This is a genomic window from Brevundimonas sp. 1080 (assembly GCF_040545985.1).
Classification (GTDB): Bacteria; Pseudomonadota; Alphaproteobacteria; order Caulobacterales; family Caulobacteraceae; genus Brevundimonas.
The window spans coordinates 93,781-111,205 of sequence record NZ_JBEPMW010000003.1 but is presented as its reverse complement, the minus strand read 5'-3'; the positions used below and the strand labels follow the sequence as shown (position 1 = coordinate 111,205).

The 17,425-nt window shown below is 65.5% G+C and carries 16 protein-coding genes; 5 read left to right on the top strand and 11 right to left on the bottom strand.

Going from position 1 to position 17,425, the window contains the following annotated elements:
• Nucleotides 1–83: 83 nt before the first annotated feature.
• Complete coding sequence (locus tag ABIC32_RS11020) at nucleotides 84–629, top strand: bactofilin family protein (RefSeq protein ID WP_354074188.1); 546 nt, start codon at nucleotides 84–86, stop codon at nucleotides 627–629.
• 86 nt (nucleotides 630–715) lie between these two features.
• Here the strand turns inward: ABIC32_RS11020 and prfB are convergent.
• Both prfB and ABIC32_RS11010 read right to left on the bottom strand, forming a co-directional pair.
• Nucleotides 716–1,838, bottom strand: a protein-coding gene (gene prfB, locus ABIC32_RS11015; protein WP_354074187.1) for a peptide chain release factor 2 whose coding sequence is annotated in 2 segments (ribosomal slippage) — nucleotides 716–1,768 and nucleotides 1,770–1,838 — 1,122 coding nt in all. Because the reading frame shifts where the segments join, the coding sequence is not laid out codon by codon here.
• 119 nt (nucleotides 1,839–1,957) lie between these two features.
• Nucleotides 1,958–4,372, bottom strand: coding sequence for a penicillin-binding protein 1A (locus tag ABIC32_RS11010; protein WP_165117043.1), 2,415 nt, complete (start codon nucleotides 4,370–4,372; stop codon nucleotides 1,958–1,960).
• Nucleotides 4,373–4,508: 136 nt separating this feature from the next.
• On the opposite strand from ABIC32_RS11010, the gene ABIC32_RS11005 reads away from it, so the two are divergent.
• Together ABIC32_RS11005 and cobS are read left to right on the top strand one after the other, a co-directional pair.
• Nucleotides 4,509–4,937 carry an organic hydroperoxide resistance protein gene (locus ABIC32_RS11005; RefSeq protein ID WP_039247361.1) on the top strand — a complete coding sequence of 143 codons (429 nt, stop codon included), beginning with the start codon at nucleotides 4,509–4,511 and terminating at the stop codon, nucleotides 4,935–4,937.
• 59 nt (nucleotides 4,938–4,996) lie between these two features.
• Nucleotides 4,997–6,001, top strand: a complete 1,005-nt coding sequence (gene cobS / locus ABIC32_RS11000) for a cobaltochelatase subunit CobS (RefSeq protein WP_017504030.1) — start codon at nucleotides 4,997–4,999, stop codon at nucleotides 5,999–6,001.
• A gap of 617 nt (nucleotides 6,002–6,618) precedes the next feature.
• Here the strand turns inward: cobS and ABIC32_RS10995 are convergent.
• Nucleotides 6,619–6,978, bottom strand: a complete 360-nt coding sequence (locus ABIC32_RS10995; RefSeq protein ID WP_185224014.1) for a phage holin family protein — start codon at nucleotides 6,976–6,978, stop codon at nucleotides 6,619–6,621.
• Between the two features lie 108 nt (nucleotides 6,979–7,086).
• Between ABIC32_RS10995 and ABIC32_RS10990 the strand changes: the two genes are divergently transcribed.
• Nucleotides 7,087–7,524 (top strand): HIT family protein, encoded by a 438-nt coding sequence (locus tag ABIC32_RS10990; protein ID WP_354074186.1) that lies wholly within the window; start codon nucleotides 7,087–7,089, stop codon nucleotides 7,522–7,524.
• Here ABIC32_RS10990 and ABIC32_RS10985 read toward each other — a convergent pair.
• The 7 genes from ABIC32_RS10985 to cyoA form a co-directional block, all read right to left on the bottom strand.
• A complete protein-coding gene (locus ABIC32_RS10985; protein WP_354074185.1) occupies nucleotides 7,521–8,057 on the bottom strand; it encodes a response regulator transcription factor in 537 nt (178 codons plus the stop codon). The genes ABIC32_RS10990 and ABIC32_RS10985 overlap by 4 nt on opposite strands.
• The gene (locus ABIC32_RS10980; protein ID WP_354074184.1) at nucleotides 8,047–9,378 is read right to left on the bottom strand and encodes an ATP-binding protein; all 1,332 of its coding nucleotides are present in this window, start codon (nucleotides 9,376–9,378) and stop codon (nucleotides 8,047–8,049) included. Before ABIC32_RS10980 ends, ABIC32_RS10985 begins: the two co-directional genes overlap by 11 nt.
• Nucleotides 9,375–10,073 carry an SURF1 family protein gene (locus ABIC32_RS10975; RefSeq protein ID WP_307511600.1) on the bottom strand — a complete coding sequence of 233 codons (699 nt, stop codon included), beginning with the start codon at nucleotides 10,071–10,073 and terminating at the stop codon, nucleotides 9,375–9,377. Before ABIC32_RS10975 ends, ABIC32_RS10980 begins: the two co-directional genes overlap by 4 nt.
• A gap of 67 nt (nucleotides 10,074–10,140) precedes the next feature.
• A complete protein-coding gene (gene cyoD, locus ABIC32_RS10970) occupies nucleotides 10,141–10,536 on the bottom strand; it encodes a cytochrome o ubiquinol oxidase subunit IV (RefSeq protein ID WP_045811653.1) in 396 nt (131 codons plus the stop codon).
• On the bottom strand, nucleotides 10,533–11,156 hold the full coding sequence (gene cyoC, locus ABIC32_RS10965; RefSeq protein WP_039248366.1) for a cytochrome o ubiquinol oxidase subunit III: 624 nt from the start codon (nucleotides 11,154–11,156) through the stop codon (nucleotides 10,533–10,535). Before cyoC ends, cyoD begins: the two co-directional genes overlap by 4 nt.
• Nucleotides 11,157–11,158: 2 nt before the next feature.
• The gene (gene cyoB, locus ABIC32_RS10960) at nucleotides 11,159–13,162 is read right to left on the bottom strand and encodes a cytochrome o ubiquinol oxidase subunit I (RefSeq protein ID WP_242076691.1); all 2,004 of its coding nucleotides are present in this window, start codon (nucleotides 13,160–13,162) and stop codon (nucleotides 11,159–11,161) included.
• A 13-nt stretch (nucleotides 13,163–13,175) separates the two neighbouring features.
• Nucleotides 13,176–14,405: a ubiquinol oxidase subunit II gene (gene cyoA / locus ABIC32_RS10955; protein WP_354074183.1), complete on the bottom strand. Its 1,230-nt coding sequence runs from the start codon at nucleotides 14,403–14,405 to the stop codon at nucleotides 13,176–13,178.
• 210 nt (nucleotides 14,406–14,615) lie between these two features.
• On the opposite strand from cyoA, the gene ABIC32_RS10950 reads away from it, so the two are divergent.
• A complete protein-coding gene (locus ABIC32_RS10950) occupies nucleotides 14,616–15,968 on the top strand; it encodes an MFS transporter (protein WP_017504041.1) in 1,353 nt (450 codons plus the stop codon).
• A 92-nt stretch (nucleotides 15,969–16,060) separates the two neighbouring features.
• Here ABIC32_RS10950 and ABIC32_RS10945 read toward each other — a convergent pair whose 3' ends face one another.
• The gene (locus ABIC32_RS10945; protein WP_354074182.1) at nucleotides 16,061–17,413 is read right to left on the bottom strand and encodes a hypothetical protein; all 1,353 of its coding nucleotides are present in this window, start codon (nucleotides 17,411–17,413) and stop codon (nucleotides 16,061–16,063) included.
• Nucleotides 17,414–17,425 lie beyond the last annotated feature (12 nt).

Sequence of the window (17,425 nt, the reverse complement as noted above, 5' to 3'; positions counted from 1 at the left end):
CCTTGGCCCCTCCTCCACGGCCTAGTGGGCGTCGGGGCTAATAGGGGCTTGGCCGGCCTTGGCTGGCAGATGCGGAGCGCACCATGTTCACCAAGAGCAAATCCTACGACAGCGGATCGAACGGCCTGGGCATCCCCCCAGCGCCCGAACCGACCACGCCCACGCCGACGGCTGCGAGCACGCCGTCCCTGCCGGCGACGACGCAAGCGCCGTGCGCCCCTGAACCGGCCCGTCCGGCGGCCCGGTCCAGCAATCTGTCGACCCTGTCGGCCGGCGTGAAATACGAAGGCAACATCTCCGGCGCCGGCGAGCTTCAGGTCGATGGCTCGCTGAAGGGCGACGTCCGCGTCTCGCGCGTCGTGATCGGCGAAGGCGGCTCGGTCGAGGGCACGGTCCATGCCGACGTCCTTGATGTGCGCGGCCGCGTATCGGGCGCCATCGTCGCCAAACAGGTCAAGCTGCACGCCACCGCTCGCGTCGAGGGCGATATCACGCAAGAGCAACTCGCCATCGACCAGGGCGCCTGGTTCCAGGGCCGCTGCAACCAGGCCAAGCGCGACACCCCCGGCGCCGCCATGCTGGAAGCCCCCGCGCCAAAGGCTGACAAGGCCGACAAGACCGCCGCCTGACCGCGTCGAATGCGAACGGGCTCAAGTCGTCCGTAAGGCCGGTAGCCCAAACACAAAGGGCGGCTCATCGGAGCCGCCCTTTTCCGTCAGTCCACGCTCGATCCGCGGGTCTCGCCGACCCGCTGGGCCAGGGCCGCGCCCATGAAGGCGTCCAAGTCGCCGTCCAACACCCCCTGGGTGTCCGAGGTCTCAACCTCGGTCCGCAGGTCTTTCACCATCTGATAGGGTTGCAGGACATAGGAGCGGATCTGGTGGCCCCACCCGATGTCCGTCTTGGCGTCGGCCAGCGCCTGAGCCGCCGCCTCACGCTTTTGCAGTTCCAGCTCGTACAGGCGCGCGCGCAGCATCTTCCACGCCATCTCGCGGTTCTGGTGCTGCGACCGGCCGGCCTGGCAGGCCACGACGGTGTTGGTCGGGGTGTGCGTCAGGCGCACGGCTGAGTCGGTCTTGTTGATGTGCTGACCGCCGGCGCCCGAGGCGCGATAGGTGTCGGTGCGCACGTCCGAGGGGTTGATGTCGATCTCGATCGCGTCGTCCACGACCGGCGACACCCCGATGGAGGCGAAGCTGGTGTGGCGCTTGGCCGCCGCGTCATAGGGGCTGATGCGGACCAGGCGGTGCACGCCCGATTCCGACTTCAGCCAGCCATAGGCGTTGGGCCCTTCGATCAGGATGGTGGCCGACTTGACCCCCGCCTGCTCGCCCTCTTCGTGCGCCTCGATCGTGACCTCGTAGCCGTGCGCCTTGGCCCAGCGGGAGTACATGCGCAGCAGCATGCCGGCCCAGTCGTTCGACTCGGTGCCGCCGGCGCCGGAGTTCACTTCCAGATAGGCGTCGTTACCGTCAGCCTCGCCGGACAACAGGGCTTCCAGCTCGGCGCGGGCGGCGCGTTCCTTGATGCCGCGCAGCGACGCGCGAGCGTCTTCCAGCGCGCCCTCGTCGCCTTCCTCGTCCGCCATCTCGGCCAGCATCACCCCGTCTTCGAGGTCCTGCCCTATCGCCTTGACGGTGTTGATCTTGCCTTCCAGCTGCGAGCGTTCGCGGCTGACGGCCTGGGCCTCGTCGGGCTTGTCCCACAGCGTCGGGTCCTCGACCCGCGCATTCAGCTCATCGAGCTTTCTTAGAGCGACATCCCAGTCAAAGACGCCTCCTGAGCAGAGCGACGCTCTGCTCGATGTCGGCCTTCATGGCCTCGACATCCGGTCTCATCGCAATCTCCGCGACACAACGCCCTCAAGCAGCACGACCCGCAGGCCGCGCGACAGGGCAGGATTAATGGAAAACGGCGCGCCACGAGGACGCGCCGTTCGAAAGGCCTACCTAAAGCCTCAGTACAATCCGCTCAAGTCCTCCGCCGGCGCCTTCTTGGGGGGCGGCGGCGCGGTGGGCGCCGGCGACGAGGCGGGCGCGCCGCTGGCGGCCTCCTGCTCGCGGCGGATTACCTCATAGTAGTTCTGCGGTCCGACGGGCTGGGCCGGGCCGGTCGGGCGCGGCGGCGGGGCCTGGCGTTCGGTGCCGGGGCGGAAGGCCTCCTCGATCCCGTTGACGGTGCGGAAGATGGCGTTCTTGGGCCGCACGAACGGGCGAGCCGGCCTTTCCTTCAACGCCGTCTGCATGAACTCCGTGAAGACCGGCACGGCGGCCGAGGCGCCGGCTTCACCGGATCCCAGCGAGCGGTTGTCGTCGAAGCCGATGAAGACGCCGACCACGATGTCGGTGGTGAAGCCCACAAACCAGGCCGAGCGATATTCGTTGGTCGTGCCGGTCTTGCCCGCGACCCAGGGGCCGAGGCCGCGCGCGCTGGCGGCGGTGCCGCGCTGAACCACGCCCTCCAGCATGGAGCTCATCTGATAGGCGGTGATCGGGTCGATGACCTGGGTGCCACGTTGCTGCAGCCGCGGCGATTCCTGGCCCGAGAAGCCCCGGCCGCATTCGCGGCAGCTGCGATTGTCGGCGCGGAAGATGGTCTCGCCGTCGCGGTCCTGCACATAGTCGATCAGATAGGGCGTCACCCGCCGCCCGCCGTTGGCGAAGGCGGAATAGGCGGCCGTGATCTCAAGCGGCGTGACCTCGCCGGCGCCCAGCGACACCGACAGGTTCGGCGTCATGCCCGGCAGACCCATCTTGGCCGACTGATCCACGATCTTCTTCATGCCGACCGACTGGGCCAGCCGCACCGTCATGACGTTGCGCGACAGCTCCAGCCCGCGACGCAGCGTCTGAGGGCCGTAGTATTGGCGGCTGTAGTTCTCGGGCGTCCAGCGCGTGCCGTTGGGACCGCCGGCGAAGCTGATCGGCGCATCCAGGACGATCGAGGCGGGGGTGAAGTCACCCTCGAGCGCCGTCGCATAGACGAACGGTTTGAACGCCGAACCCGGTTGGCGGCGCGCCTGGGTCGCCCGATTGAAGCTGGACAGTGCGTAGGAATAGCCGCCGACCATCGCCAGCACGCGGCCGGACTGCGGCTCGATGGCGACCAGCGCCCCGTTGACGCGCGGCACCTGCTTCAGGGCGAACTGCCCCCCCTGCGGCTCCACGAAGATCAGTTCGCCGCGCTTCAGCTGACGATTGGCGTTGGCCCAGGCGGCGTCCGACGCCAGCAGCGTGCCGGACTTGTCGTCGCGGGCCGTGCGGATACGGACCGTGTTGCCGCTGACGCTTTCGATTGCGGCGGCCTGCCAGCTGCGGCGCTCGGGCGGCGCCTGTTCCTTCAGCGCGACCGCCTGCCACCCGTCTGCGAAGTCGGTCGTGCCCCACCCGCCGCGCCAGCCATGACGACGGTCGTAGTTTTCGAGCCCCTGCATCAGGGCCCGACGCGCCGCCGTCTGCAGCGTCGGGTCCAGGGTCGTGCGCATATAGAAGCCGCCGGCGCGCAGTTGCTCGCCGAACTGGGGGTTGGCGGCGGCCTGACGGCGCGCCTCCTCGACGAAGAAGTCGGCGTCCTTGTAATCCGACCGTTGCGGCGCATCGCGCGTCACCAAAGGCTTGGCGCGCGCCTCGACCAGTTGTTCAGGCGTCAGCCAGCCGCTCTGCTCCATCTCGCCTAGCACCCAGTCACGACGGCCCTTGGCCGCCCCGGGGTGACGCTTGGGGTGATAGTTGTTCGGCCCCTTGGGCAGGGACGCCAGGAAGGCGGCTTCGTCAGGCGTCAGCTGCGCCAGCGACTTGCCGAAATAGTTGTAGGCCGCCGACGCGATGCCGAACGAGCGATAGCCCAGGAAGATCTCGTTCAGATACAGCTCGAGGATCTGTTCCTTGGACAAGGTCGCCTCCAGGCGATTGGCCAGGATGGCTTCCTTCAGCTTGCGGTTCAGGCTGGATTCGTTGGTCAGCAGGACGTTCTTGGCCACCTGTTGGGTGATGGTCGAACCGCCTTCCAACCGGCGCCCCGACGCCAGGTTGAAGACGTTCTTCAGCGACGCGCGGCCGATGCCGCCCACATCGATGCCGCCATGCTGGAAGAAGTTGCGATCTTCGGCCGCCAGGAAGGCGTGGATTACCGGCTGGGGGATCTGGTCATAGGAGACATAGATTCGGCGCTCGTCCGAAAACTCGCCGATCAGGGTGCCGTCGCCGGCATAGACGCGCGTCGCGGTCGGCGGGCGATAGTCCGCCAGCTCCGACGCGTCGGGCAGGTCGTGGAACAGCCACGCCGCATAGACGGCGACGACCAACCCCGCCAGGGCGATGCCGCCCAGCAGAACCATGCCCGCCCACACGAACCAGCGTTCGGCAATCTTCACTGCGTACTCCGACGACGCGCCCCGAAAGGGTGCTTTAGCCCGCGTCGCCCGCCGATGGCTAGAGCCGCGATGCAACGCCCTCTTCCCGTCCGCCGTTAAGCTCCCATCTCAAGCATCCCAACCCAAGGAGCCTGCCATGGAAGTTCTGTATCGCGCCCAATCGACCGCATCGGGCGGAGGCCGTGAGGACGGTCGATCCGCCACCGACGACGGGAAGATCGACGTCAAACTGTCAACGCCGACCGAGATGGGCGGCAAGGGCGGCGACGGCACCAATCCCGAGCAGTTGTTCGCCACCGGATACGCCGCCTGCTACCTCGGCGCGCTGCGTCTGGTCAGCGGCAAGGCCGGCACGCCCGTCAGCCCCGACACAAAGGTCACCGCCGGCGTCGGCTTCGGCAAGAACACCAAGGGCGAAGGCTTCAACCTGGATGTCGATCTGACCGTGACCGACCACGGCCTGGACCAGGCCGTCATCGACGACCTGATCGAGAAGGCGCACCAGGTCTGCCCCTACTCCAACGCCACCCGCAACAACGTCGATGTTCGCCTGAGCGCGAAATAACCGACGCCAAGGGCCGCGCGCGTGTTGAGCCGCGCGCGCGGCGCCTCTAGATGAGGTCCATGACCTCCCCGCTCGACGCTTCCCCCGATCCCCTGCTGACGCTCGAACCGCATCGCCGCGTGACCCTGCGCGAAGCCTTCGGCGTGGACAGCGACATGACCGTGCCAGCCTTCGACGAGCGCGACAGCCATGTGCCCGAGATCGACGAGGCCTATCGCTTCGATCCCCAGACGACGATCGCCATCTGCGCCGGCTTCGCGTTCGACCGCCGCGTCATGGTCCAGGGCTATCACGGCACCGGCAAGTCGACCCACATCGAACAGGTCGCCGCCCGGCTGAACTGGCCGCTGGTGCGCGTGAACCTGGACAGTCACGTCAGCCGGATCGACCTGATCGGCAAGGACGCCATCGTCCTGAAGGACAGCAAGCAGATCACCGAGTTCCGCGAGGGCATCCTGCCCTGGTCGCTGCAACGCCCCATCGCCCTGGTCTTCGACGAATACGACGCCGGCCGGCCCGACGTGATGTTCGTGATCCAGCGCGTGCTGGAGGCCCAGGGTCGCCTGACCCTGCTGGATCAGAACCGCGTCATCCGCCCGAACCGCTATTTCCGCCTGTTCGCCACGACCAACACGATCGGCCTGGGCGACACCACGGGCCTGTATCACGGCGCACAGCAGATCAATCAGGCCCAGCTGGACCGCTGGAACATCGTCACCACGCTGAACTATCTGGATCACGACGTGGAAGCCGAGATCGTCGCCGCCAAGGTGCCCGAGTGGAAGGACGCCGAGGGCCGCCGCCGCATCGCCGCGATGGTCCGCGTCGCCGACATGACCCGCAACGCCTTCATGAACGGCGACATCTCGACCGTCATGTCGCCCCGCACCGTCATCACCTGGGCCCAGAACGCCCAGATTTTCAACGACGACCTGGGCCTCAGCTTCCGCCTGACTTTCCTGAACAAGTGCGACGAGCTGGAACGCCCGACCATCGCCGAGTTCTACCAGCGCGCCTTCGGCGAAGACCTGCCCGAGGCGGCGACGCGGGTGAAGGTGGGGTAAGCCTATGTTTCTGGCAGCGATGACTTTCGTGATCATGGCTGGCCAGGCTTCGGCTATGGATACCGCTCGCCCGCCGCGACCATCGGACGAGGCCATCCTTCAGACAGTCTCCGAAAAGCGACCTTCCGCAGTCATCCTTGAGCACACTGCCCGTGATGTTCGAAACGGCGGACGGGTTATTTGTGGTCTTGTGCAGCATGTGGACACGATCGAGCCATTCGCGGCCTACGCTCTCTGGGAAGAGCCCAGTTCCATCCGGATTATCGAGAACGGTCGCCCCGTGCCGGTCCCGCCAGCGCAATGGGAGTCGAATACGTTCACGCCCGTCGAAACGGCCAGTGTTACTGGGGAAGCCGACCGACAAAAGCGCAATGCAAACGCTACCAGCGGGGCCTTGCGCTGAGCGTATGCCGTGATTTGGCGGCGCCGGCCGGAGCACGCTGGGCGACGACGCAGGAGCCCCACCCCGATCCCGACCGTCAGCGACTTATCGAGCAAAGGGCCCGAGCGATGACAGATATGCTTTTCCGCAGGCGTCGGGAAGCGAGCGCAGACCGGCCGAACTAAGGTGTTGAACCTACTTGGGCTCGCATCACCTCGACGAGCTTTTGAAGAAGTTAGCCCCGCGCCTCTTCGCCGCCGCCGATGAAGGCGCCGGCGATCCAGCTGACGACGCCGGTCACGATGGCGGCGCCGATGCCGGCCCACAGGCCGTCGACCCGGAAGCCGTCCAGGAAGACTGAGGTCAGCCCGATCATGGCGGCGTTCACGACCAGCAGGAAAAGTCCAAGGGTCACGACGGTAATCGGGAAGGTCAGCACGACCAGGATCGGCCGCACAAAGGCGTTGACCAAGCCCAGGATTATGGCGGCCGCGATCAGCGAGCCAGTGCTGGTGAAATCCACGCCCGGCACGATCCGGGCGGACAACCACAGGCCCGCCATCGTGACCAGCGCCTGGATGATGAAACGGATCATGACGGCCCTCGTGACGTTCAAGCGCGACCATAATGCACGAAGTGGACGAAGGCTCCTCCTTCGCCGCCCGCTTTGCTATCGAAGGTCCGAACCGCACGGAGACCGCCCATGAGCCTGCACGGCGCCTATGACACCAACAACATCTTCGCCAAGATCCTGCGCGGCGATATTCCGTCGGTGAAGGTGTGGGAGGACGACCACGTCCTGGCCTTCATGGACGTGTTTCCCCAGTCGGAAGGCCACGTCCTGATCATCGCCAAACAGTCCCAGGCGCGTAATCTGCTGGAGATCGAGCCCGAGGTGCTGCCCCGAATGACCGCCGCCCTGCAACGCACGGCCAAGGCGGTCGAGAAAGCGCTGAAGCCCGAAGGCCTGTCGATCCTGCAGTTCAATGGCGAGGCGGGCGGCCAGACGGTCTTCCATCTGCATTTCCACATCGTGCCGCGCTGGGCCGATCGCGAGATGAAAGGTCACGGTCATGCGCCGATGGCGGATACGGCAACCTTACGGGCGCTGGCCGACCGAATCGCGGCCGAACTGGACTAGGTGACGCGGCGCTTTTCCAGCTTCCGCGCCAGGGTGCGGCGGTGCATGCCCAGGCGCCGCGCCGCCTCTGAAATGTTGAAGTCAGTCTCCACCAGCGTCTCGTGGATCCGCTCCCATTCCAGCGTCTTGATCGAAGTGGGGCGCGTGCCCAGCGGCGTCTCGGCGTCGCCGTCCGCCCGGCCGAACGCGGTTTCGATGTCATCGGTGCTGGCGGGCTTGGCCAGATAGTGCCGGGCGCCCAGCTTGATCGCCTCGACCGCCGTCGCGATGCTGGCGAAGCCGGTCAGGACGACGATGTTCATCTCGGGATCGAAGGCGTGAAGGGCCTCGACGCAGGTCAGGCCGGAATGCCCGCCCAGCTTCAGATCGACGACCGCATAGCCGGGTCGATGCGTCTTCAGAACCTCGATCATCTGGTCGGGACTGGCGGCGCTGACGACCGTATAGCCACGCCGTTCGAACGAGCGTCGCAGGGTGGTCGAGAACGATTCGTCGTCCTCGACGATCAGCAGCAATCTGGCGTCATCGGTCATGCGCGATCTCGTCCGTCGGAGCCAACGCCGAAAGCGGCAGGGTCAGACGCACTTCTGCGCCGCCCGCCGGGGGATTGGAGGCTTCTACCCGACCGCCAAGCGACCGGATCACATTCATAAGCAGAAAGAGCCCGAGACCCGCGCCGGGCCTGGGCTTGGTGGAATTGTAGGGCTTGCCCCAAGCCTGAAGGATCGCCGGCGGAAAGCCTGGTCCGTCGTCGCGGACCGCGATGCCGAAATCTTGGTCCGTGCGCGTCGTGGTCACGGTGATGCGGCTCGCTCCGGCCTCGACCGCATTGTCGAATAGCACGCCCAGCACCTGACGCAGGGCGGGGTCGGCGATGATTGACGGGTTCTGGGCCAGCTCGTCGCGGATCTGCACCGCCACGCCGTCGCCGCTCCAGCTGGCCACCACATCGGCGACGAAGGCCCGCAGGGTCGTGCGCTCGGGCGCCTGTCCCCTCGCCTCGCCGGCCGACATCAGGATGCCGGTGACGATGGCCTTGCAGCGTTCGACCTCGGCCCGCATCACCGCCATGTCCTGGGCCAGGTCGGCGTCCTGGGTCAGGGCCGGCATCCGCTTCCAGTCGCTGAGGATCACCGACAGCGAAGCCAGCGGCGTTCCCAACTCGTGCGCCGCGCCCGACGCCAACAGGCCCATCCGGACGATATGGTCGTGCTCTGCCGTCTGCTGGCGCAGGGCGGCCATGGAGGCGTCGCGCTCACGCAGGTTCTGGCTAATCCGGGTGACGAACAGCACCAGCAGCACGGCCATCAGCACGAAACAGATCAGACTGCCCTGAAGATAAAGGCTGAGCAGCGAGTCCTCGCGCGCCGGCGGCAGGTTCAGCGGGCGGGAATGCAGGCCCAGCCCGGCGAAACACAGGCTGGTGACGGCGATGAGCGCCCAGGCATAGACCGGCGCCAGCAGCACCGCCCCCAAGACGACTTGCAGCAGATACAGCGCCACGAAAGGATTGGCGGCGCCCCCGGTCAGGAACAGCAGCCAGGTCAGGGCCGCCACATCCGCCAACAGGGCGATCATCAGCGCCTGATCCTCGACCTCCTGCCGGCGTACGGTCAACGGCGCGCTGACCAGATTGACCAGCACCAGACCCGCCGGCGCCGCCAGCAGCCATAGCACCGGCAGGGGGATCCGCATCACGTACTGGACCAGCAGGATCGTCGCCACCTGCCCGGCGACCGCCAGCCAGCGCAACTGGATCAGCAGCAGCATGTTGCGGCGGTTGGCGCCGCCGTGGGTCGCGACCCCGCCTCTGAGCCCCAGGCCCAGCAGTCTTTGCAAAGTTGTCGTCGTCACGACCTGTTGCGCCTGCTGTCGCGCAGGAACAGCCAAAGACCAACCAGGGTCAGCAGCGCCATGCCGAACCAGGTCAGGGCATAGACCAGATGGCTGTTGGCGAACCGGATCACCGTCAGCCCTCCGCGCGGCCATCCGCCTGGGTTCGGGCTGGCGTCCGCGTCAATGAAATAGGGCGCGACGCTCGTCAGGTCGCGCCGCGCAGCGATCGCCGCGACGTCGCGAGACCGCCAGCGATCACCGGCGGGATCATTGGCGCGCAGGAAGCCGCCCTTTGGCTCGGTGATCCGGAGCAGGCCCGTCACCGTCTGCGGCCCCTCGACCTGACCATCGGCGCGGACGGCCGGATCGCGTCGGCCTGACGGCACGAAACCGCGATTGATCAGGACGGTGAAGCCCCGGTCGTCAACCAGTGGCGTCATGACCCAGAAGCCGCCGCCGGCGTCGGTCACCGCCTGAACCAGGGTTTCCTTGTCGTGCAGAAATCGACCGCGAACCGTGACGCGGCGGTACTGATCCTTGTCGCGCGTCACGCCGGCCCATTGGGTCGGGCCAGGCGCTGCAACGGCGGCCGCATGAACGCGAGCATCGACCTGGGCGATCAGATTGGTCTTCCAGGCCAGGCGCTGAACCTGCCACCCGCCCAGCGCTAGAAAGCCGACGAACAACGCCAGGCCCGCGACCACGACCGCCATGCGGAACGATCGCGAACGTCTGGCCTTGCCGCCGGCCGGGTCTGAGGACGGATCCGTGATCTCGACCTCAGCCGCCCATCTGCGCCATGTCGTGCGTCATGGGCATCATATTGGTGTTCAGGTGGTACATGACCCACAGCGAACCCGAAAGGGCGATGACCACCACGATGATGGTGAAGATCAGCGCAAGCATGATCCAGCCGCCCTCGGACTTGGAGTTCATGTGCAGGAAGAAGATCATGTGGACCACGATCTGCACCACGGCGAAGCCCATGACGATCAGGGCCGTCGCCTGGGTTGGCAGGACGCCGGTCATGACCAGGGCGAACGGGATGGCCGTCAAGATCACCGACAGCACGAAGCCGATCATATAGCTCTTGAAGGAGCCGTGATTGTGCCCCTCGTGACCCAGGTGGTCGGTCTCGTGAGACTCAGGGCTGTGGTCGTTCTTGTCGGCGCTCATCGCAGCATGCCCAGCAGATAGACGAAGGTGAAGACGCCGATCCAGATGACGTCCAGGAAGTGCCAGAACATCGACAGGCACATCAGGCGGCGTTTGTTGGCGGGGATCAGGCCCTTCATGCTGACCTGAACCATCAGCGTCACCAGCCAGATGATGCCGAAGGTGACGTGCAGGCCGTGGGTGCCCACTAGGGTGAAGAAGGCCGACAGGAAGGCGCTGCGTTGCGGCGTCGCGCCCTCATGGATCAGGTGCGCGAACTCGTAGAGCTCGATACCCAGGAAAGCCAGGCCGAACAGGCCGGTGATCGCCAACCAGACCAGCGTCTGACGCTGGTTGTTCCGATCCATCGCCAGCATGGCGAAGCCATAGGTGATCGACGAGAACAGCAGCATGGCGGTGTTGATCGCCACCAACTCCAGGTCGAACAGCTCCTTGGGCCCCGGCCCGGCGGCGTAGTTGCCGCCCAGCACGCCGAACACGGCGAACAGCATCGCAAAGATGAGGCAGTCGCTCATCAGATAGAGCCAGAAGCCCAGCATGGTGCTGGAGCCTTCCTCGTGGTGCGGCTCCTCTTCCAGGTGGAAGACGGTCCGGTCGATCTCGGTCGCAGTCGCGCTCATGATCAGGCCTCCGTTCCGGCCAGGGCGCGGGTGCGCGCCTCTTCTGTCGCGCGGACCTCATCCTCGGGGATGTAGTAGTCGCGCTTGTAGTTGAAGGTATGGCCGATCGAGACGGCCAACACCCCGATGAAGCTGATGGCGGCCAGCCACCAGATGTACCAGATCAAGGCCAGCCCCATCACCAGGCACAGGCCCGAGATGATGATCCCCGCCCCGGTGTTCGAGGGCATGTGGATCGCCTTGTAGCCGTTCAGCGGACGCTGATAGCCCTGCTTCTTCATGTCCCACCAGGCGTCGGCGTCATGGACGTAGGGCGTGGCGGCGAAATTGTAGGCCGGCGGCGGCGACGAGGTCGCCCACTCCAGCGTGCGGCCGCCCCACGGGTCGCCCGTGGTGTCGCGCAGCTTGTCGCGGTTGATGATCGACACGGCGAACTGGATGAACATGGCCGCGATGCCCAGGGCGATGACGCCGGCGCCGATGGCGGCGATGACGAACCATATCTGCAGCGAGGGATCGTCGAACACTCGCATCCGGCGCGTCACGCCCATCAGACCCAGCACATACAGCGGCAGGAAGGCCAGCCAGAAGCCGGGCACCCAGCACCAGAAGCTGATCAGGCCCCACTTCTTGTCCAGCTTGAAGCCGAAGGCTTTGGGCCACCAGAAGTTGATCGCCGCGAACAGGCCGAACAGCACGCCGCCGATGATGACGTTGTGGAAGTGGGCCACCAGGAACAGCGAGTTGTGTAGCACGAAGTCGGCCGGCGGCACCGCCAGCAGCACGCCCGTCATCCCGCCGATCACGAAGGTCAGCATGAAGGCGACCAGCCACATCATCGGCAGCTCGAACCGGATGCGCCCGCGGTACATCGTGAACAGCCAGTTGAAGATCTTCGCACCCGTCGGGATCGAGATGATCATCGTCGTGATGCCGAAGAAGCTGTTCACCGAGGCGCCCGAGCCCATGGTGAAGAAGTGGTGCAGCCAGACCAGGTAGGACAGGATCGTGATGACGACCGTGGCATAGACCATGGAGGTGTAGCCGAACAGCTTCTTGCCCGAGAAGGTCGAGGCGATCTCCGAGAAGACGCCGAACAGCGGCAGGATCAGGATGTAGACCTCGGGGTGACCCCAGATCCAGATCAGGTTCACGTACATCATCGGGTTGCCGCCGAAGTCGTTCGTGAAGAAGTTGGTGCCGACGTAACGGTCCAGCGTCAGCAGGGCCAGGACAGCGGTCAGAACCGGGAAGGACGCCACGATCAGCACGTTGGTGCACAGCGAGGTCCAGGTGAAGACCGGCATCTTCATCATGCCCATGCCGGGCGCGCGCATCTTCACGATCGTCGCGATCAGGTTGATGCCGGACAGCGTTGTCCCGACCCCCGCGATCTGCAAGGCCCATATGTAGTAGTCGACCCCGACGCCGGGGCTGTAGCCGATGCCCGACAGCGGCGGATAGGCCAGCCAGCCAGTGCGCGCGAACTCGCCCACGAACAGCGAGGCCATGACGATGACGGCGCCGGCCGTGGTCATCCAGAAGCTGAAGTTATTCAGGAAGGGGAAGGACACATCGCGCGCGCCGATCTGCAGCGGCACGACATAGTTCATGATGCCCGTCACCAGCGGCATGGCCACGAAGAAGATCATGATCACGCCGTGGGCGGTGAAGATCTGGTCATAGTGGTGCGCGTTCAGGTAACCCTCGGACCCGCCGAAGGCCATCGCCTGTTGCAGGCGCATCATGATGGCGTCGGCGAAGCCGCGCACGAACATGATCAGACCCAGGATCATGTACATGATCCCAATCTTCTTGTGGTCCACGGTGGTGAACCATTCCTTCCAGAGATAGCCCCACAGCTTGAAATACGTCAGGGCGCCGAACAGGGCGAGGCCGCCCAGCAGCACGACCGACATGGTCACGACCAGGATCGGCTCGTGCAACGGCAGAGCCTCAAGCGTGAGGCGCCCGAAGATTAGCGGAATGAGTTGATCAGCGTTCATCGACTGTGTTCGCTCAGGCGTTGGGGGCGGAACGGACGTCGGTCGGAACCGGCCCCGTGGCGAAGGGATTGCGGGCCAGCGTCGTCAGCGCGGCCATCGGTGTCTGACCGGGCGACAACCCCTGCCCGGTCAGGCGCTCCAGGCTGGTCGGTCCGGCGACCGTATCCAGTTCGGCGCGGCGCATGCGGTCGGCGGCCGCCGCCTCGGCCTGCAGCGGGGTGCAGATCGTCATGACGTAGCTGTCGTTGGAGCCGAAGTAGGCGGGCGATTTTCCGCGACCGGCGTATTTGTCATAGACCAGCGGCATGGTGTTGCGCACCGACGCCATGGACAGGCCGCCCTGTTTGTCGATGGCCATCATCTCGCCCATGCACATCTTGCCCGGCTCGACGCACATGTTGAGGATCGCGTCCCACAGCGCGCCGTCCACGGCGCCGAAGCGCATGACCGGCACCTTCTCGCTGGGCTTTTCCAGCTCCAGATAGCGATCGCGGTCCAGCGTCTGGGCGCCTTGGCGCACGCCGGCGATCCATTGGTCGAACCCGGACTGATCCAGGCCGTGGAAGGCGAAGCGCATGTGCGAGAAGCCGTCGCCGGAATAGTTGGCCGAGAAGCCTTCGTATTCGCCCGGACGGTTGATGACGGCGTGCAGCTTCGTTTCCATGCCCGGCATGGCGTAGATCTGACCGGCCAGGGCGGGAATGTAGAAGCTGTTCATCACCGAGGACGAGGTGATGTGGAAACGGATCGGACGGTCAACCGGCGCGGCCAGTTCATTGACGGTGGCGACGCCGTACTGCGGGTAGATGAACATCCACTTCCAGTCGAGCGCGACGACATTGACCTGCAACGGCTCGACGCTTTCCTCGACGGCCTGGCCCGGCTTGATCCGGTCGATCGGACGATAGGGGTCCAGCAGGTGCGTGCCAGCCCAGGTCAGGGCGCCCAGGCAGATGATGATCATCAGCGGCGCGGCCCAGATGACCAGTTCCAGCGAGGTGGAGTGGTCCCAGTCAGGACGGTAGTCAGCCTCGGCCTCCTTGTTCGACGCCCGATACTTCCAGGCGAAGAAGACGATCAGACCCATCACTGGCACGATGATGATCAGCATCAGCAGGGTCGAGATCATCAGCAAATCGCCCTGCTGGGACGCGACGTCGCCGGCAGGGTTGAGTACGACCAGGTTGCAGGCCGACAGCAGGGCCACGATGGGCGCGAGCAAAAGAAGGCGCAGACGGCGCAAGGCGGATCCAATCGAAAAGCGTCGGGCGAGGGGGAGGCGCCGCGACGGTTGGCGTTCGTAGGCGGCGGGATACTCAGCTTCAATCAGGAACGACATTGGGCAATATGTCCTATCCTCACGAGGCCGCTTTCATCGCAAAGGGCGCCCGGTCATAATGCGGCGACCTGCCGTACGGCCGATAATTCAGTCTCACACGGAGCGACCAAGCCCATGTCCGCCTCGACGACCCCTTCGTCAGAGTCGCTGGAACGCGACGCCGCCGCCCTTCACACGGGCCATGGCAAGGTTGACGCCGGCGAGATCGCCATCGGCGTCATTATCGGCCGAACTTCCGAGTTTTTCGACTTCTTTGTTTACGCCATCGCTTCGGTGGTCGTTTTCCCGCAGTTGATCTTCCCCTATGCCGGAGCGGTGGGCGGCACCCTGCTCTCCTTCGCCGTCTTCGCCCTGGCTTTCCTGGCTCGGCCGCTGGGGACCGTCCTGTTCATCGCCATCGACCGCAAGTTCGGGCGCGGCGCCAAGCTGACGACCGCCCTGCTGCTGCTGGGCACCTCGACAGTGTCGGTCGCCTTCATCCCCGGATACGAGAGCATCGGCATGTGGGCGCCGGTGCTGCTAGCCCTGACCCGCATCGGTCAGGGCGTGGCCCTGGGCGGCACCTGGGACGGTCTGGCCTCGCTGCTGGCGCTGAACGCGCCAGAGAAGAAGCGCGGCTGGTACGCCATGATCCCGCAACTCGGCGCGCCCATCGGCCTGCTGGTGGCCTCGGCCCTGTTCGCCTTCTTCCTGAACACGCTGTCGGCCCCTGACTTCCTGGATTGGGGCTGGCGCTATCCGTTCTTCGTCGCCTTCGCCATCAACGTGGTGGCCCTGTTCGCGCGCCTGCGCATCGTAGTGACGCCGGCTTTCCAGAAGCTGTTCGAAACGCGCGAACTGCAGCCCACGCCGATCAGCCAGGCCCTGCGCGACGAAGGCCCGAAGATCGCCATCGGCGCTTTCGCTCCGCTGGCCAGCTTCGCCATGTTCCACATGGTCACCGTCTTCCCGCTGTCGTGGGTGTTCCTGTTCACCAAGGAAACGCCGGTCCGCTTCCTGCTGATCGAGATGGTGGGCGCGGTCTTCGGCCTTTTGGCCATCCTGGCCTCGGGCATTCTGGCCGACCGCTACGGCCGCCGCACCTTGCTGGCGATCACCGCCGCCGGTATCGCCGCCTTCTCCGGCTTTGCGCCGCAACTGCTGAACGGCGGCCCGGTCGGCGAGCTGACCTTCATGATCTCCGGCTTCATCCTGCTGGGCCTGTCGTTCGGGCAAGCCTCTGGCCCCGTGGCGTCCAGCTTCAGCCTGACCAACCGCTATACCTCGTCGGCCCTGACTTCGGACTTGGCCTGGCTGTTCGGCGCGGGCTTTGCGCCCCTCGCGGCCCTGTGGATCTCCAGCCAATTCGGCCTGATCGCCGCCGGCGCCTATCTGCTGTCGGGCGCCATCTGCACACTGCTGGCACTCTGGCTGAACCGCGAACTGGCCCGCAGCTCCTCCGACAAGGACCGCGCCAAGACGGCCTGATCTTTCAGATCACACACAAACAGACCCGGCCCGCAGTCGCCTGCGGGCCGTTTTGCGTTTGGAACAGATAGCAGTGAAGCGCAGCGGCAGCTTCAATTGGCGCGGCTGTCCGTCGACGGCTTGAAGGCGGTGTCGAAATGACAGCCGCTCCCGTAGCGCGGAGCCGCCACCTGACACAGCGTGGCAACGTCAGCGGGCGTCGGCTTCACGCCCTCGTCCAGCCAGCGCATCATCGCCTGAAAAAGACCGACGTACTCTGGCGGCGATAGGCGGCTATGTTCGGACTCGTCTGTGAACGTCTGGACCAATAGGTCCGATCGTCCCGCCGCGGCGACCGTCTCCCTGTAAAGCGCGTCGTTGGAGACGAAGGCTGTCGCATCGTTCTTGGCGTGGATCGTCAGCGTCGGCGCCACGATCAGACCGCTGAGGTCGGCGTCGTAGGCTAAGCGCGCCACACCCATCGGATCAGCCGCGAAACGCTGAACGCCAGCGTTCAACGCCTCGTCGTCGTGCGAACCCTGATAGACCGTATAGCTGTTGTCGAAGGGGTTCAGCCCGTCAAGACGGCGCAAAACCATGTCGCGGAACAGGAAGGTCGCCCAGGCGAGATGCGGAACCAACTGTTCCTCGTTCACGCCCGTCACGGCCAGGATATCCGCCAGATTGCGCTTCTGCTCAGCCGACCTCTCAGCAAGCGGCAGGCCCACGCCCGTGCAGATTTTGACCCGCTCCGCCAACTGCGCCCGGTTCAGATCGCTGTCTAGCGGCAGCCCCTGCCAAAGCGGATACTGGGGCTCGTTGGGAAGCGGATGGTTGTTGCAGTAGAACTGATACACCGCTCTCAGATCGGCGCGAAAGCGGTAGGTGCGGGTCCCGCCGCCGATTACGCCGTTGGTCAGGACGACGCCGTCCCACATGACCTGCCCCTCGGCATCGCGGGCGTAGAGCTCAGCCGTCTTGGCCGCGACATTTCCGCCCCAGGACTGGCCATGCAACAGAGTTCGACGTGGCTTGCCGAAGGCATTCCAGAAAATCTGGCGCAGATCGTCCGTATCTTCCGCCGCCATCCGTACGCCATAGCCGCCACGGCGATAGGTCGAGCCCGCCCAGGCGAAGCCTTCTTTCACCGTCATGGAGAACCGCTCCATGTCCTCCAGCGGATCGTTTGGTTCTGGTGTGCTGGTGCGGGGTCCGCCATGTGCGTGAACGATCAGGGCGCCATTCCAGACCTGAGGCACGGCGATCCAATAATAGCCGCCTTTAACCGCCCTGCCCGACCAGCACCGCGTCTGCTGCGGCACGAAGTCCGGGCAATCGGCTGGCGCGGGTGCAGGATCGACAGCCGCCGCGACGGCAGTGTCCGTTTCCTGCGCCTGCGCCATCGGCGCGATGCCGGCCCAAGCTGCGACCAGCGCCCCCAGAGATCGAACGAGACGGTCGGTCATCGCGCCTCTCCC